At 62.7% G+C, this 15,741-nt stretch carries 15 protein-coding genes; 13 read left to right on the top strand and 2 right to left on the bottom strand.

Translation table 11 applies throughout. The features are described from left to right. Positions 1-91: 91 nt before the first annotated feature. The 10 genes from So717_RS16480 (at position 92) to So717_RS16435 (ending at position 10,141) form a co-directional block, all read left to right on the top strand. Complete coding sequence (locus tag So717_RS16480; protein ID WP_159979285.1) at positions 92-1,513, top strand: type II and III secretion system protein family protein; 1,422 nt, start codon at positions 92-94, stop codon at positions 1,511-1,513. A gap of 3 nt (positions 1,514-1,516) precedes the next feature. Next, positions 1,517-1,915, top strand: coding sequence for a hypothetical protein (locus tag So717_RS16475; RefSeq protein WP_159979283.1), 399 nt, complete (start codon positions 1,517-1,519; stop codon positions 1,913-1,915). A 211-nt stretch (positions 1,916-2,126) separates the two neighbouring features. After that, positions 2,127-3,350 (top strand): CpaE/TadZ family protein, encoded by a 1,224-nt coding sequence (locus So717_RS16470; protein ID WP_159979281.1) that lies wholly within the window; start codon positions 2,127-2,129, stop codon positions 3,348-3,350. Between the two features lie 18 nt (positions 3,351-3,368). Then, on the top strand, positions 3,369-4,790 hold the full coding sequence (locus So717_RS16465; RefSeq protein ID WP_159979279.1) for a TadA family conjugal transfer-associated ATPase: 1,422 nt from the start codon (positions 3,369-3,371) through the stop codon (positions 4,788-4,790). A 59-nt stretch (positions 4,791-4,849) separates the two neighbouring features. Continuing rightward, positions 4,850-5,812 carry a type II secretion system F family protein gene (locus So717_RS16460; protein WP_159979277.1) on the top strand — a complete coding sequence of 321 codons (963 nt, stop codon included), beginning with the start codon at positions 4,850-4,852 and terminating at the stop codon, positions 5,810-5,812. A gap of 12 nt (positions 5,813-5,824) precedes the next feature. Further along, positions 5,825-6,808, top strand: coding sequence for a type II secretion system F family protein (locus So717_RS16455; protein ID WP_159979275.1), 984 nt, complete (start codon positions 5,825-5,827; stop codon positions 6,806-6,808). After that, complete coding sequence (locus So717_RS16450) at positions 6,808-7,383, top strand: tetratricopeptide repeat protein (protein WP_159979273.1); 576 nt, start codon at positions 6,808-6,810, stop codon at positions 7,381-7,383. Before So717_RS16455 ends, So717_RS16450 begins: the two co-directional genes overlap by 1 nt. 32 nt (positions 7,384-7,415) lie before the next feature. Then, positions 7,416-8,264 (top strand): tetratricopeptide repeat protein, encoded by an 849-nt coding sequence (locus So717_RS16445; RefSeq protein WP_159979271.1) that lies wholly within the window; start codon positions 7,416-7,418, stop codon positions 8,262-8,264. A 14-nt stretch (positions 8,265-8,278) separates the two neighbouring features. After that, positions 8,279-8,773 carry a prepilin peptidase gene (locus So717_RS16440; protein WP_159979269.1) on the top strand — a complete coding sequence of 165 codons (495 nt, stop codon included), beginning with the start codon at positions 8,279-8,281 and terminating at the stop codon, positions 8,771-8,773. Between the two features lie 60 nt (positions 8,774-8,833). Next, on the top strand, positions 8,834-10,141 hold the full coding sequence (locus So717_RS16435) for a DUF8689 domain-containing protein (protein ID WP_159979267.1): 1,308 nt from the start codon (positions 8,834-8,836) through the stop codon (positions 10,139-10,141). Between the two features lie 13 nt (positions 10,142-10,154). Here So717_RS16435 and So717_RS16430 read toward each other — a convergent pair whose 3' ends face one another. Continuing rightward, on the bottom strand, positions 10,155-10,934 hold the full coding sequence (locus tag So717_RS16430) for a carbohydrate ABC transporter permease (protein ID WP_159979264.1): 780 nt from the start codon (positions 10,932-10,934) through the stop codon (positions 10,155-10,157). Between the two features lie 150 nt (positions 10,935-11,084). Here So717_RS16430 and So717_RS16425 point away from each other — a divergent pair, with 150 nt between their 5' ends. The 3 genes from So717_RS16425 to So717_RS16415 are packed head-to-tail and all read left to right on the top strand — an operon-like array spanning position 11,085 to position 14,669. Further along, positions 11,085-13,538, top strand: coding sequence for a ligase-associated DNA damage response DEXH box helicase (locus tag So717_RS16425; RefSeq protein WP_159979262.1), 2,454 nt, complete (start codon positions 11,085-11,087; stop codon positions 13,536-13,538). A 39-nt stretch (positions 13,539-13,577) separates the two neighbouring features. Beyond that, positions 13,578-14,240: a ligase-associated DNA damage response endonuclease PdeM gene (pdeM, locus tag So717_RS16420; RefSeq protein WP_159979448.1), complete on the top strand. Its 663-nt coding sequence runs from the start codon at positions 13,578-13,580 to the stop codon at positions 14,238-14,240. A gap of 9 nt (positions 14,241-14,249) precedes the next feature. Then, entirely contained in the window at positions 14,250-14,669 is a 420-nt protein-coding gene (locus So717_RS16415) for a PaaI family thioesterase (RefSeq protein WP_159979260.1), read from the top strand. 140 nt (positions 14,670-14,809) lie between these two features. Here So717_RS16415 and folD read toward each other — a convergent pair whose 3' ends face one another. Next, positions 14,810-15,712, bottom strand: coding sequence for a bifunctional methylenetetrahydrofolate dehydrogenase/methenyltetrahydrofolate cyclohydrolase FolD (gene folD / locus So717_RS16410; protein ID WP_159979258.1), 903 nt, complete (start codon positions 15,710-15,712; stop codon positions 14,810-14,812). Between the last annotated feature and the right edge of the window lie 29 nt (positions 15,713-15,741).

Below are 15,741 nucleotides of genomic sequence, written 5' to 3'. Positions count from 1 at the left end.
ATTCTTGCAAAAAAAACGAACTCAACGCAAAGTAGAGCAAACGCGGGCATCAAGACCCGCACCTGAGGCGTGATCAAAAAGGGCAGGTCACATGAGACTGAGTACAGTTTTGAACGCAGCCCTTTTGGGGCTGATGATAGGTCTGTCGCCGCTCTGGCCAAGCCTGCCTGCGCATGCGGATGCCTTGCGCGTGGTCACAAAAGATACCAGCAAAGTTCTGTCAGTCCCGATGAACCGGGCGGTTGTGGTTGAGAGCGAGATCCCCTTTGCCGAGCTGAGCATCGCCAACCCCGGCATCGCGGATATCTCATCCCTGTCGGATCGCAGCATCTATGTGCTCGGCAAAACCCCCGGCATGACGACACTGACCCTGTTTGACGCCGCAGGCCAGTTGATCACCAATGTTGAAGTGCGGGTGGCCCCTGACGTGACCGAATTCAAGGAACGCCTTGGCCAGATCCTGCCCGGGGAGCGCATCGAGGTGCGCACCGCCAATGACGGTATTGTGCTGTCGGGCGTGGTCTCCAGCAGTCAAAAACTGCAAAAGGCGCTTGATCTGGCGCAGCGCTACGCGCCTGACCGGGTGTCCAACCTGATGAGCGTGGGCGGCATTCAGCAGGTCATGCTGAAAGTGCGGTTTGCCGAGATGAACCGCACGGTCTCAAAGTCGCTCAGCAGCTCGCTTGCCGTGGGCGGCACGGATGCGCTGCTTGGCACCGGGCGGGCGACCACAAACCCGAACAACGTGAACCTGCGCGGCGGTGGTGCGCTGCCCAGCAGCACAGATGCAGCGGGCGTGGCCAGTGTCGGTTTCAGCCTCGGCTCCGTCCAGATCGGCTTGCTGCTCGAAGCGCTGGAAAGCAAAGGCGCCGTGCGCACCCTGGCTGAGCCGAACCTTGTGGCGCTCTCTGGGCAGGAAGCCAATTTCCTCGCCGGTGGGGAATACCCTGTGCCCGTGGCACAAGACAACGACACCATCAGCGTCGACTTCAAACCCTTCGGCGTGGAATTGAACTTTGTCCCCCGTGTGGTGGACGGCGGCATCATCAACCTGCAGCTCTCCGCTGCGGTCTCGGCCATTGACCCGGCAAATGGCATCAGCCTCGGCGGAGGGATAGAGCTGGATGCTTTCACCCGCCGCGAAACCTCAACCACCGTCGAGATGCGGGATGGCGAGAGCTTTGCCATTGCAGGGCTCTTGCAGGATGATTTCACCGATCAGGCGTCCCAGCTGCCGTGGATCGGCGACATCCCGATTCTGGGCGCGCTGTTCCGCAGCGCCGAGTATCAACGCAGCCAGACCGAGCTGGTTATCATCATCACCGCTCATCTGGTGACCCCAACCCGGGGCGAGGCGCTGGCCCTTCCAACCGACCGCGTGCGCCCGCCCAGCGAGCGGGATCTCTTCCTCTTCGGACGCACCGCGAGGTCTGGCAATGCCCCCCTTAATGGCCCGGCCGGTGAAGTCGCCAAACAGGATTTCAGCGGCTCCTACGGCTATGTGATGGAGTAGATCATGGATACGCTGCCCCTCCGCCCAACACCCGCCCGCCTCCTTCTGGCAGGGGTTCTGCTTCTGACAGCCTGCGGGGAACAGGGCGGCGGCGTCTGGTACCGCGAAGCCGGAAGCCAGTTGGACGCTGGCGAATACGGCGCTGCGACCATGCAAAACATGATCGCACAGGTCTGTTTCCCGCAGGGTCACGGCAGCAGCTATCGCGGTGGCAAGATCGGCGCGCCGGTGGGTGACCCTGTTGTGGTGCTTGACCCATCCAGCACGCGCAGCACCCCGGTCTTTCGCGTGCATTGCGACGGGCGCCTTGATGGAAAATACGCCCAAGTCGTCTACAACGACTATGTTGGGAGCGCGGCTCAGAAAACTGCGGTCGATACGGCAACGGGCACGGCGGAGTAACCGCGCGCCTACGTCTCCATTGTTTTAAGATACCTAACAATTGGGCCTAATGGGCCTAATTTTTGCCCAAGTTCACTGCAAAGATATCGTTGAAAGAATACGTGTGTCCGGCGGTTGCGCCGGGCCGGGGCGGTCGCGGGGACGATTGGGGTGACATAAAAATCAATGCTCCGGTGCCGTGGCTCGCCCTTGAAAAAAGGAACATGAGGTCATGAGCATGACGCCACATCAGGATGCCCCCCTGATCATCGCCTGTACGGTCAGCCGCGACGTGCAGAACTTCGACCTCCTGATTGAGGACATGGAGTTCGCCCTGGGCGAAAGCTGGGGTGACCTTGGCTTTGCCGAAGCATTGGCCTTTTTCGAGCAGCCCGATGCGCAGGCGCTTGAGTTCATCGCTCTGGCCCTGGACGAGGCGGATGAAACCAACCTGACCCTGCTGAGCGAGATCATCGCGCAGGCCAAGGCGCATGGGATCAAGGTGATCCTGATCGCAGAAGATGTCACCACGGGTTTCCTACATGCCCTGTTGCGGCAGGGTGCCGATGAGTTTGTGCCCTACCCCTTGCCTGAAAACGAGCTGCGCGAGGCGATCGACCGGGTCCGGGGGCGCGACGAGATCCCCGCGCCCGCACCTGCGCTTCAATCGTCAGCGCAGAAGGAAGGCGCGGTGATCGTTGTTCACGGTCTCGCGGGGGGCACAGGGGCAACCACGCTTGCCGTCAACCTGGGATGGGAGTTGGCCACGGCAGATAAGGATGCCGCGCCCAGCGTGTGCATCCTGGATCTGGATCTGCAATATGGCGCCGTGGCCACCTGTCTCGACCTGCCCCGCCGCGAGGTGGTCTACGATATGCTCTCCGACACGGAAAGCATGGATGACGAGGCATTTGGCCAGTCGCTGCTCACCTATCAGGACCGCATGCAGGTGTTGACGGCACCTGCGGACATGTTGCCGCTGGACATCGTCACCTCCGACGATGTGACCCGGCTGCTCGACATGGCGCGGCGGCATTTCGATTATGTGGTCATCGACATGCCGTCGACCCTGGTGAGCTGGTCCGAGACCGTGCTGACGGCGGCGCATATCTATTTTGCCACCGTCGAGCTCGACATGCGCTCAGCCCAGAACGCGCTGCGGTTCAAACGCGCCCTGCAGTCCGAAGATCTGCCCGCCGAAAAGCTGCGCTATGTGATGAACCGCGCGCCCAAGTTCACCGATCTCAGCGGCAAGGCCCGGGTCAAGCGCATGGCGGACGGCCTGGGCATCTCCATCGACCTGCAGATGCCCGACGGCGGCAAGCCGGTCACCCAAGGGGCGGACCACGGTCTGCCGCTGGCGCAGTCCGCGGCCAAAAACCCCCTGCGCCGCGAGATCGCCAAGCTGGCGGCTTCCATCCACGCGTTGAACACTAAAGACGTCAAGGCCGCGTGATCGCGCGAAGGAGCGAAGATGTTCTCGAAGTACCGCAAACCATCCGCGCAACAGACCCCACCCCCCAAGGCGGTGGCGGAGCCTGTGGTCGCTGCCCCTCAGGCCCAACGCAGGGTGGCGCCCAGCAAGCCCGCGCAGCCCAGCCCGATGGACAAGGAACGCAAGCGCAAGGAGCGCATGGGCGAGATCAAGCTCGACCTGCACCGGGTGCTGCTCGACAACCTCAACCTCGCCGCGCTGGAGCATGCCTCCGAACAGGATCTGCGGCAGGAGATCAGCGCAATTGCCTCTGAATTCCTCGAAGAACGCGCCATCGTGTTGAACCGCGAAGACCGCCAGACCATGACCTCCGAGCTTTATGACGAGGTGACCGGTCTGGGTCCGCTTGAGACGCTGCTCAAGGATGACACCGTGAACGATATCCTCGTGAACGGCCCGCAGCAGATCTTTGTGGAACGCGACGGCAAGCTGGAACTCAGCGATGTGACCTTCAAGGATGAAAAGCACCTGCTGCGGATCATCGACAAGATTGTCTCCGCCGTGGGCCGCCGTGTGGATGAGAGCAACCCCTACGTGGACGCCCGCCTCAAGGACGGGTCGCGGTTTAACGCGATGGTGCCGCCTGTCGCGGTCGATGGCAGCCTTGTCTCCATACGGAAGTTCAAGAAAGACAAGCTTGGCATTGATGATCTGGTGAAATTCGGCGCCTTCACCGAAGAAATGGCCGCATATCTGCAAGCGGCGGTGGCCACCCGGCTGAACATTATTGTCTCCGGCGGCACGGGTTCGGGCAAGACGACAACGCTCAACGCGCTCTCCAGCTTCATCGACGATGCCGAACGCATCCTCACGATCGAGGATACAGCCGAGCTGCAGCTGCAACAAACCCATGTGGGCCGCATGGAAAGCCGCCCACCAAACGTGGAGGGCAAGGGTGAGGTCTCGCCGCGCGACTGTCTCAAGAACGCGCTGCGCATGCGCCCCGACCGCATCATCGTCGGCGAGACGCGCGGCGAGGAGGTCATCGACATGCTGCAGGCGATGAACACCGGCCACGACGGCTCAATGACGACGATCCACGCCAACTCTGCCCGCGACGGGATTTCGCGATTGGAAAACATGATTGCCATGGCCGGCATTGAAATGCCGATCAAGGCGGTGCGCAGTCAGATCGCAAGTGCTGTCAATCTGATCGTCCAGGCCTCGCGCCTCCAAGACGGCTCGCGCCGGATGACCTCGATCACCGAGATCACAGGTATGGAAGGTGAGGTCATCTCCATGCAGGAAATCTTCCGCTTCCAGCGCGTGGGCCTCACGCCCGACAACAAGATCATCGGGCATTTCACCGCCACTGGCGTGCGGTCGGCCTATGCCGAGCGCTTCCGCCTCTGGGGCTACGATCTGCCACCCGCCATCTATGACCCCATCGCCGCCGAATAGGCACCGGCTTCTTAAGGCTTGTCTTATGTCCTACCGCTCCGCTACTTGAGGACCTGTTCATGAACCCCGAATTCCTCGTCTACGGCCTGATTTTCATCGGTGTTCTGTTGCTGGTCGAAGGCCTCTATCTCGTCACCTTCGGCAAATCCATCAGTCTCAACAGCCGCGTGAACCGGCGGTTGGAGATGCTCGACAAGGGCAATGGTCGCGATGAGGTTCTGGAAAAGCTGCGCAAGGAAATGCAGCAGCACATGAAGTCGCGCAGCATCCCGCTCTATTCCCTGCTGGGCGAAAAGGCGCAGAAGGCCGCCATCGCCTTCACCCCGCATCAGCTTATCCTGATCATGGTTCTGCTGGCAGGCGTAGCGTTCATTGGGTTGACGGTCGGAACGGCGACCGAGGTCGCCGTACGTGCCCTGTTGTCGGTCGGCATTGGGGTGGGCGCGGTCTATCTCTGGGTGTCGACCAAGGCGGCCAAGCGCCTGGCGATGATCGAAGAACAACTGCCCGACGCTGTGGAGCTGATGGTGCGTTCCTTGCGGGTGGGCCACCCGTTTTCCTCCGCCATTCAGATCGTCGCCAAGGAGGTGCAGGACCCGCTGGGCTCCGAATTCGGACTGATCGCCGATGAGGCCGCTTATGGGCGCGACGTGGGCGATGCACTCAAGGAGATGGCCGAACGGCTGGACATGCAGGATCTGCGCTTTCTCGCCGTGGCCGTGACCATCCAGCAAACCTCGGGTGGCAACCTTGCTGAAATCCTCGCCGGGCTGGCCAAGGTGATCCGCGCGCGGTTTCGTCTCTTCCGGCGCGTCAAGGCCATCACGGCAGAGGCGAAGTGGTCAGGCAAGTTTCTCTCCGCCTTCCCCGTTGTCGCGCTGATCGTGATCAATGTCTCGGACCCGAATTACTACGACACGGTGCGCGACCACCCGCTCTTTATCCCGGCCTGTTTTGTGGTGGGCATCATGCTGACGCTGAACCTGATTGTCATGCGCATTCTGACCAACATCAAGGTGTAAGGAGCTGAGCTGATGGACCTTTTCAACATTCTAAGCACCCTGATCACTGATCTTTTGGGCCCGCTTGGCCCGATCATCCTGCTGGGCACGGTTGGGGTGATCATGGTGGCGGTCACACTCATCCTGATCGCGCAGCAGCCCGAAGACCCGATGAGCAAGCTGAAACGCGCGGCCCAATCGCCGAGTGCGACAAAAGAACCGCAGCAGCGTTTGCGGCAGGGCGAGCACAATGAACAGCTTCAGAAATTCGCGAGCTTTCTGGAACCCAAGGACATGGCCGAGCTGAGCAAGCGACAGCTGCAGCTGCGCCAGGCCGGGTATCAGAGCAAGGATGCGGTGCGAATCTTTCACTTTGCTCAGTTCGCGCTGGCCCTGCTTGGGCTGCTGCTGGCCTTCGTCTACCTGATCGTGCTGGGCGGCGGGGAAGGCTTCACCCGCAACCAGATGATGATCTATTTCATCGTGCCTCTGGCTGCGGGCTACTACCTTCCGACGTACTGGGTGACCCGCCGCGTCGAGATGCGAAAAGAGGAGATCACCAGCGGGTTTCCCGACAGTCTGGACATGATGCTGGTCTGTGTCGAGGCAGGCCAGTCGCTCGATCAATCCATTGTCCGGGTGGCGCGCGAACTGCGATCGTCCTGCCCCGCGCTGGCCGAGGAATTCGAGATCGTGGCCTATGAGATGAAGGCCGGCAAGGACAAGACCCAAGTGCTCAAGGACATGGGGGAGCGCTGCGGCGTGCAGGATGTTTCCTCCTTCGTGACGGTCATGATCCAGTCTGCCAGCTTTGGCACCTCCATTGCCGAGGCGCTGCGCGTCTATGCCTCCGAAATGCGGGACAAACGCGTGATGCGCGCCGAAGAGGCGGCAAACAAGTTGCCAACCAAGATGACCCTTGCCACTATGATGCTGACCGTGCCGCCGCTGCTGATCATTCTGATCGGGCCGTCGGTGCATGGCATCACGCAACTGGGGGCGATGACCGCAAACTGATGAGACACCGGCCCCCGCGCGCCGCCCTTCTTGTTTCTGCGCTCCTCTGCGCCGCCTGTGTCAGGGGCGTTGATCCGGTGGCTCTGCCCGAAGGCCAGTTGGATGCCCCCGGCGTCGACCGCACTGCCGAGGCGGTTGACGGGGTCGAAGTCGGACACCGGCTGATTGCCGCAGGCGAATACGAACTGGCGTTGAAATCCTTCAGCCGCGCAGCACTTGAGCGGGGCGCGGTCGATGCCGAGATCCTCTCCGGCCTCGGCAGCGCCAATCTGGGCCTTGGGCGGCTGGGCCAGGCCGAGCGGCTGCTGCGGCGCGCCATCGCCCGCGAAGACGCACGACCCGAAGACTGGAACAACCTCGGCGTGGTGCTCATGGAAGCGGGCAAACCCGTTGAGGCGGAGCAGATTTTCAAGCGCGCCTTCGCGCTCGACAATGGCGAAAGTATCGCAATCCGGGACAACCTGCGCTTAGCGCTCGCAAAATCTGAAAATTCTGGTACAAATACACCTGAAACCGACACCTATAAGTTGGTGCGGCGCGGCAGCAGCGATTTCCTGATCCGTCAAGCGCCGTAGCAGAGGCAAGAGCAGTAAAAAGGACGCACCCCATGCGCCACCCCATCTTTATGTCCGCCTGTTTGGCGGGTGCTGTCCTGATTGCAGGCTGCGCCGAAAAAGACGCGCAAGACACGGTCGAACGCGCCTTTCAGGACGTGAACGTCATTGACGAGAGCAACCTCAACGATGTGATGCTCACCGTGGCAGACCCCAATGAGGCGGTCAGCTACTTCACCCGCAGCCTCAAGGCCAATCCTGACCGGCTCGACCTGCAGCGCGGGTTGGCCTATTCGCTGGTGCGCGCCAAGCGCTTTGCCGAAGCCGCCCCCGCCTGGGCCAAGGTCACAGAGATGGAGGGCGCAGGCCCCGAGGACAGCGTTGCCTATGCCGATGCGCTGATCCGCACCGGCAAGTGGAAAGAGGCCGAAGCCGCGCTGGACGCGCTGCCGCCCACCCATGAGACCTTCAATCGCTACCGGCTGGAGGCGATGCTGGCGGACAGCAATGAAGACTGGACCCGCTCCGACAGCTTTTACGAGATCGCCACGGGGCTGACCACGAAACCCTCCGGCGTGCTGAACAACTGGGGCTATTCGAAGCTGACCCGAGGGGATTATCAGGACGCCGAGCGTCTCTTTGGCGAGGCGATCCGACAAGACCCGACGCTGTTTACCGCCAAGAACAACCTGGTGCTCGCGCGCGGCGCCCAGGGTGACTACACACTGCCGGTGATCCCGATGGATCAGACCGAACGGGCGCAGCTGTTGCACACCATGGCGCTGTCAGCGATCAAGCAGGGCGATATCACGGTGGGAAAGTCGCTGTTGCGGGACGCCATCGAAACGCACCCGCAGCACTTTGAGCCCGCAGTGCGCGCGCTGAACGCCCTGGGCGCCTGACAGGTCGGCGGGGCGTGGCGATCACCGCCTCCTCCTGGGTGTTCTTGCCCTTCGTTCTGCCTCTGTGCTTTTACGTGGCCTTCACGGACCTCTCGCGCATGAAAATCACCAACCCGACGGTGGTGGCACTGGCGCTTGTGTTTGTATTGGTCGGGCCTTTTGTGATGCCCGACCTTGAAACCTATCTCTGGCGGCTGGCGCAGCTTGCGATCCTGCTGGTTGCGGGTGTGCTGCTCAACGCCATTGGGGCCATGGGCGCGGGCGACGCCAAATTCATCGCCGCTGCCGCACCTTTTGTTGATGCCGGAGACTTCCGGCTGATCATCGCTCTGCTCGCCGGGTCGGTGCTGGCCGCATTTGTTACGCACCGTCTGGTCCGCGCCTCGCCGCTGCGCCAATTGGCGCCGCATTGGGCCAGTTGGGATCAGGACAAGAAGTTCCCCATGGGCCTCGCCCTTGGCATGACCCTGTCGCTCTACCTGATCCTCGGCACGGTCTACGGCGCCTGATTTCCGCCACTTTCCCCTGCTATGCGGCAACAAACCGACCACAGGTATTGAGGCCAACCCATGAACATGCAGACAGGCAGTGTGATGGCGCCCCCGCCGCCACGGACCCTGGACGAGATGAAGCTGCCCGTCGTGATGATGCGGGACATTGTGTTGAAGACCCTGTTCCGCAAGAATCTGGAGATGGTCAGCGATCTGGCCAAGGCGATCTGCCTGCCCATCCCGGTCACGCAGGAGCTTGTCGATATGGCGCGCGCGCAGCGGCTGCTGGAGGCCACTGGCACGCTGAACGCCAACAACGGCAATGAGATGGGCTATCAGCTGACCGAACAGGGCAAGGCCCGCGCGTTGGATGCGCTGGCGCAGTCGGAATACTTCGGCGCCATGCCGGTGCCGCTGGATGTTTACGCGGCTCAGGTCAAACGCCAATCGGTGCGCAATATGCAGATCACCCGCGATCAGTTGACCGCCTCCATGGGCCATCTGGTGCTGCCCGACACGCTGCTGGGCCAGCTGGGGCCCGCCGTCTCCGCCGGGCGGTCGATCCTGATGTATGGCCCGCCGGGCAACGGCAAATCCTCGATCTCGAATGGCATCCGCGCCGCCCTGGGCGATCATGTTTTTGTGCCCCGCGCCATCGAATACGCAGGCCAAGTCATCACCGTTTATGACCCAATCGTGCACACGGCTCTGCCGATGGAGCAGGACGACCCGACCTCACTGCGCCGCACCACACGGTTCGACCAGCGCTATGTGAAGTGCGACCGCCCCACGGTGGTCACCGGCGGCGAGCTCAGCCTTGATATGCTGGATCTGGTCTATAACCCCACAGCCCGGACCTATCAGGCGCCGCTGCAATTGAAATCGACGGGCGGCATCTTCATCGTCGACGACCTTGGCCGCCAGGCCGAGCCACCGCAAAGCCTGGTGAACCGCTGGATCGTGCCATTGGAGGAAAACAAGGACATCCTCGCGCTGCAGTCAGGGGAGAAATTCGAGGTCCCCTTTGACACGCTGGTGATCTTCTCCACCAACTTCCACCCGAATGAGATTTTCGATCAAGCCGCCCTGCGCCGCATCTTCTTCAAGATCAAGGTCGATGGTCCAGATCAGGAGAATTTCCTGAAAATCTTTGCGATGGTGGCAGAGAAACGCGGGGTGCCGCTTGATGAAGCCTCAATCGTGCATCTCTTGCAGGCTAAATACCCCGAGATCGACAATATCTATGCCAACTACCAGCCCGTCTTCCTGATCGACCAGATGATCTCGATCTGCGAGTTCGAGGGCCTGCCCCACCAAATGACACCGGATCTGATCGACCGCGCCTGGGCCAATATGTTTGTGAAGGACGAACACATTGTGAAGTGATCTGCCGACAGATCTATTTCAGTTCCGTGGTCAGCGCGCGGGTCAACTGGCGTTGCAGCAACACCACCGGGATCACGGGCGGCACCAGCGCCATAAGCGCCAGCACGATCCCCGATTTTGACCCGGCCCCGGCATAGGCGATGCCGCGCACCAGCGTATCATGCTCCTGACTGGTGGTGTTGATCATGATCGGCCAGACATATTGGTTCCACCCCAGCACAAACAAAATGGCAAAGAGCGCGCCAATCATCGGCGCGGTCAGCGGCACGACAATATCCACGATGATCCGCAGCGGCCCGGCTCCGTCGATCCGGGCGGCATGGATGATCTCAATAGGGATCTGTTGCAGAGCCTGCCGAAAAACAAGCACACCCAGACCGCTGGCCGTGATCGGCAGGATCATCCCCCAATGGCTGTTGAGCAACCCCAGTTGGTGCGTCACCGCGAAAGTCGGCAGGATACGCGTCTCGATGGGAAAGAACATGCTGAGCAGGATCACCGCATAAATCCACTCACGCCCCGGAAGCCTCCAATAGACCAGCGCGCAGGCAGCCGCAAAGGACGCTCCGCATTTGATCGCCGCCACCCCAAAGGCCAGCAGCAGCGAATTCCACAGCATGGTTCCCGCGCCCAGAGCGCTGCCCCCGGCGCCGCTCTGCCAGACCTCAGACACGAGTGCAGCTAACGCCGCGGGCCGCAGATCCAATTGGGCGATCAGCAACAGCACCGGGCCCGTCATCACGGCGGCGCCCAAGAGCAGAATGATGTGATCGACAAGACGGCCCGCCTTCATGACATATGCTATCGCCCCTCGCCTTTGCCCGCGAGAAGGCCCTACCGCGTCCGGCGCCGGGCGTACAGGGGGCGCGCCAAGTGTCGGGATCTGCCGGTTCGAGAGCCGGAAGGGCTGGCCCCGCCCCCGCGATCCGCTATCTTGCCCGGCATGGCAGCCCTTCCCCAGACATTTCACGACTGGTTCGCAACCAAGAGCTGGGCGATCCACCCCCATCAGCAAGAGATGTTGAGCCGTGCGGAGGCGCCCGCGCTGCTGCTCATCGCGCCGACGGGGGGCGGCAAGACACTGGCCGGGTTCCTGCCCACGCTGGTCGATTTGGCGGAGACACCGCAGGATGGGCTGCACACCCTCTATATCTCGCCGTTGAAAGCCCTCGCGGCGGATATCAAACGAAATTTGACCACGCCGGTGACGGAGATGGGTCTGCCCATCCGCATCGAAGACCGCACCGGTGACACACCTGCCAGCCGCAAGAAGCGTCAGCGCGCGGACCCGCCGCATATCCTGCTGACCACGCCCGAAAGCCTCGCGCTGCTGACCTCCTATGAGGATGCGCCGCGCATGTTCAAGGGGCTGAAACGCGTGGTGGTCGATGAGATCCACGCGCTGGCGGAAAGCAAGCGTGGCGACCAGCTGATGCTGGCGCTGGGGCGGCTGCAACGGCTTTGCCCGGATCTGCGGCGCGTTGGCCTCTCGGCGACGGTCGAAGACCCTGCCGCCATCGCGCACCAGCTGGCGCGACATCCTGATCCTTGTGAGATCCTGATGGCCGACCCCGGCCCCGCGCCCGATATCTCGATGCTGACCACCGAGGAGGCGCCGCCGTGGTCGGGCGGTGGCGCGGCCTATGCCATTCCCGCCGTGCTGGAGCAGATCCGCCAACACAAGACCACGCTGATCTTCCACAACACACGGGCACAGGCGGAGATTTTCTTTCACAATCTGTGGCTGGCCAATGACGACAGCCTGCCCGTCGGCATCCACCACGGCTCCCTCGACCGCCAGCAACGTGAAAGGGTCGAAGGCGCCATGGTGCGCGGTGAGCTGCGCGCCATCGTCTGCACCGGCAGCCTCGATCTCGGGATCGACTGGGGTGACGTGGATCTTGTCATCCAGATCGGAGCCCCCAAGAACGTCAAACGTCTGGTGCAGCGGATAGGCCGCGCCAACCACCGCTACAACGCGCCCTCCAAGGCGCTTCTGGTCCCGGCAAACCGCTTCGAAGTGGTCGAATGTGTGGCCGCATTGGAGGCAGTCCGAGCAGGAGCGCTTGATGGCGACCCGCGCGGGCGCGGCCCCCGTGACGTGCTGTGCCAACACATTCTGATCACCGCCGCCGCAGGTCCCTTTGATGCCGGTGCGCTTTACGATGAGGTGACCACCGTCGGCGCCTATGCCACGCTCAGCCGCGCCGAGTTCGACGCCTGCCTCGACTTCTGCGCCACCGGCGGCTACGCGCTGCGCGCCTATGACCAATGGCAGCGGCTATTGCAGCGCGCCGACGGCCAGTGGCAGCTGCGCGACCCGCGCGCGGCGCAGCAGATCCGCATGAACATCGGAACGATCCAGGACACCGATACGCTGAAAGTGCGCCTGAAACGCAACCGCGGCGGCAAGCCTTTGGGCGAGGTGGAGGAAGGCTTCGCCGCGTCGCTCACCCCCGGCGACACCTTCCTGATTGGCGGGCAGATCGTCCGCTATGAAGGTCTGCGCGAGATGACCGTTGAGGTCAGCCGCAATGCCGCCAAGAAGCCCAAGGTCGCCACCTTCCTCGGCACGAAATTCGCCACCTCCACCCAGCTTAGCGCCCGCGTGATCGAGATGTTCCAACAGGACGATTGGCCCGAACTGCCCGCCCACACCGCCGACTGGTTGCACCTGCAACGCCAGGTCAGCCAGCTCCCCGAGCCGGGGCGGCTGCTGATCGAAAGCTTCCCGCATGACGGGCGCGAACAGACGGTGGTGTATGGGTTTGCCGGGCGCAATGGGCAGCAAACGCTAGGGCTTCTGCTCACCAAACGCATGGAGGAGATGGGGCTGAACCCCATGGGCTTTGTCGCAACCGACTATGCCACGCTCATCTGGGGGCTGACGCCCGTGCGCGACCCTGCCCCGCTCTTTGAACTGGATGCGCTGCAGGACGGGTTGGAGACCTGGCTGGCCGGGAACGCCGTGATGAAACGCACCTTCCGCGCCAGCGCCACCATCGCCGGGCTGATCCAGCGCAACACGCCTTCGGCACGCAAGACCGGGCGGCAGGCGACCTTCAGCTCCGACATCCTCTACGACACGCTTCAAAAATACGACCCCGGGCACCTGCTGCTCGACATCACCCGCGAAGAGGCCCTGCGCGGGTTGGTCGATTTTGGGCGCATTGAGGAAATGGCACAGCGGGTCGGTGACCGGATCGACCACATCACGCTGGAACGCGTGACCCCGCTCGCCGCGCCACTGTTCCTCGAAATGGGGCGCGTGCCGGTCAAAGGGGCTGCAGAGGAGAAACTGTTGGCCGACGAGGCCGCCCGGCTGATGGAAGCTTCGGGACTTGCGAACCTCACCCCGCAACCGGCCATCACGCCCCGCTGGCGCGTGGGCTATTGAGCGCTTGCGCCACAGCGCAAGATGGGCCATGAACAAAGCATGAACTTCCATGATTTCACCTTTGCCGGGGCTGCACTCAAAGCACTCGGCTCCGGCGCGCTCTGGTGGCCGGAGGAGGTTCTGCTCTGCGTCTCCGACCTGCATCTGGCGAAATCGGAACGCGTGGCCCGGCGCAGCGGGCAGGCGCTGCCGCCCTATGAGACCCGCGACACGCTTGAGCGGCTGGCCGGTGATCTCGCGGCAACGCAAGCGCGCACGGTCATCTGTCTCGGCGACAGCTTCGACGATTTGACCGCCGCCGCCAGCCTGCCCGAACAGGAGCGGCTCTGGATCACGCAGCTACAGGCCGGGCGCCGCTGGGTCTGGATTGAGGGCAACCACGACCCCGGCCCTCTGGAGTGCGGCGGCACGCACCTGCAAGACCTCACGCTGGGCCCGCTGACCTTCCGCCACATTGCGACCGCGCAAGGGGGCGGTGAGGTGTCAGGCCACTACCACCCCAAGGCTGGGCTGTACGCAAGGGGCCGCACCATCACACGGCCCGCGTTTCTTCTGGACACCCGGCGCCTGATCCTGCCTGCCTATGGCACCTACACCGGCGGGCTGCACAGTCACAGCGACGTGCTTGGCACGCTGATGGCCCCGGACGCCCTTGCCATCCTCACCGGCCCCGTGCCCACATGTGTGCCGATGCCACGGTAGGAGGTGCAGATGGACAATGAAACCGCAGACCGTATTCGCGAGAGTTTTGAGGCGCAGGCGATGATGCACACGCTGGGCGCGCAGCTCACGCAAGTCGCAGACGGCGCGGTTGAGATCACCGCGCCCATTTTACCGACGGCGACCCAGCAGCAAGGCTTCGGTCATGCCGGTTTGACCTTCTCCATCGGAGACAGCGCCGCAGGCTATGCAGCACTCTCACTCCTGCCGCTCGACTGCGAAGTGGTCACCGCCGAGATCAAGATCAACCTGCTGGCCCCTGCGGTTGGGGATGCATTGGTCGCCCGGGGGCACGTCATCAAACCCGGGCGGAGACTTGTGGTGGTCAGCAGCGATGTGCACGCGCTCAAGGACGGTGCGGAAACGCTGATCGCCGTCCTGCAAGGCACGATGGTGCCGGTACCACGCTGACGGACAAACCTTTCCCGGCGCTCTCTACCAGACCGCCCGGCTGACAAGCCGGGCCGCGCCTGCATCCCCCTCGATGGGGGATGCAGGCTCGGTGCCCCTCTACACAGATGTCACCGCAAACCGAAAGCTTGGCAGCGGCGTCAGGCGGTCAGCCCCTCAGGCTCCGCCAACCCATTGGCCCGACAGCAGGCCGTCACCGTGTTCGCCAGCAGGCAGGCGATGGTCATTGGCCCCACCCCGCCCGGCACAGGCGTGATCGCACCCGCCGCAGCAGCACAGCTTTCGTAGTGCACGTCGCCCACAAGCTTGGTCTTGCCCTCGCCTTTCTCCGGCGCATCGAGCCGGTTGATACCCACATCGATCACCGTGGCGCCCGGCTTGATCCAGTCACCCGGCACCATCTCAGGCCGCCCGACCGCAGCCACCACAATGTCGGCGCGGCGCACAACGTCTGCGAGATCCTTGGTGCGGCTGTGCGCGATGGTCACCGTGCAGCTATCACCCAGCAGCAGTTGCGCCATCGGCTTGCCCACGATGTTCGACCGCCCGATCACCACCGCATCCATGCCAGACAAGCTGCCGTGATGATCGCGCAGCATCATCAAACACCCCAGCGGCGTGCAAGGCACCATCGACTTCTGCCCCGTGCCCAACAGACCAACGTTAGAGATATGGAACCCATCCACATCCTTCTCAGGTGCGATGGAGTTGATCACCAGATCCTCGTCCAGATGCTTCGGCAACGGCAACTGCACCAGAATGCCGTGGATCGACGGGTCGTTGTTCAGATCCTCAATCACCTTTAGCAAATCCGCCTCGGAGGTCTCCGCATCCAGCTTGTGCTCCACCGATTTCATGCCCGCCTCAACGGTCTGCTTGCCCTTGGAGCGCACATAGACCTGGCTCGCCGGATCTTCGCCCACCAACACCACGGCCAGCCCCGGTGTGATCCCGTGATCCTGTTTCAGACGCGCCACATGCTCCGCCACCTGCCCACGCACCTGCGCCGCAAAGGCCTTCCCATCAATCACCGTCGCCGCCATCGAACCCTCTTTTCATTTTTCCTGTTGGA

Source organism: Roseobacter cerasinus, from assembly GCF_009811755.1.
GTDB classification, from domain to species: domain Bacteria; phylum Pseudomonadota; class Alphaproteobacteria; order Rhodobacterales; family Rhodobacteraceae; genus Roseobacter; species Roseobacter cerasinus.
The sequence above is the reverse complement of the archived record's forward strand: the minus strand, read 5'-3'. Positions and strand labels throughout refer to the sequence as shown.

Excerpts from the sequence above, each read along its gene's own strand:
- So717_RS16480 (WP_159979285.1), top strand. The coding sequence starts at position 92 with ATGAGACTGAGTACAGTTTTGAACGCAGCCCTTTTGGGGCTGATGATA.
- So717_RS16475 (WP_159979283.1), top strand. The coding sequence starts at position 1,517 with ATGGATACGCTGCCCCTCCGCCCAACACCCGCCCGCCTCCTTCTGGCA.
- So717_RS16470 (WP_159979281.1), top strand. The coding sequence starts at position 2,127 with ATGAGCATGACGCCACATCAGGATGCCCCCCTGATCATCGCCTGTACG.
- So717_RS16465 (WP_159979279.1), top strand. The coding sequence starts at position 3,369 with ATGTTCTCGAAGTACCGCAAACCATCCGCGCAACAGACCCCACCCCCC.
- So717_RS16460 (WP_159979277.1), top strand. The coding sequence starts at position 4,850 with ATGAACCCCGAATTCCTCGTCTACGGCCTGATTTTCATCGGTGTTCTG.
- So717_RS16455 (WP_159979275.1), top strand. The coding sequence starts at position 5,825 with ATGGACCTTTTCAACATTCTAAGCACCCTGATCACTGATCTTTTGGGC.
- So717_RS16450 (WP_159979273.1), top strand. The coding sequence starts at position 6,808 with ATGAGACACCGGCCCCCGCGCGCCGCCCTTCTTGTTTCTGCGCTCCTC.
- So717_RS16445 (WP_159979271.1), top strand. The coding sequence starts at position 7,416 with ATGCGCCACCCCATCTTTATGTCCGCCTGTTTGGCGGGTGCTGTCCTG.
- So717_RS16435 (WP_159979267.1), top strand. The coding sequence starts at position 8,834 with ATGAACATGCAGACAGGCAGTGTGATGGCGCCCCCGCCGCCACGGACC.
- So717_RS16430 (WP_159979264.1), bottom strand. The coding sequence starts at position 10,934 with ATGAAGGCGGGCCGTCTTGTCGATCACATCATTCTGCTCTTGGGCGCC.
- So717_RS16425 (WP_159979262.1), top strand. The coding sequence starts at position 11,085 with ATGGCAGCCCTTCCCCAGACATTTCACGACTGGTTCGCAACCAAGAGC.
- pdeM (WP_159979448.1), top strand. The coding sequence starts at position 13,578 with ATGAACTTCCATGATTTCACCTTTGCCGGGGCTGCACTCAAAGCACTC.
- So717_RS16415 (WP_159979260.1), top strand. The coding sequence starts at position 14,250 with ATGGACAATGAAACCGCAGACCGTATTCGCGAGAGTTTTGAGGCGCAG.
- folD (WP_159979258.1), bottom strand. The coding sequence starts at position 15,712 with ATGGCGGCGACGGTGATTGATGGGAAGGCCTTTGCGGCGCAGGTGCGT.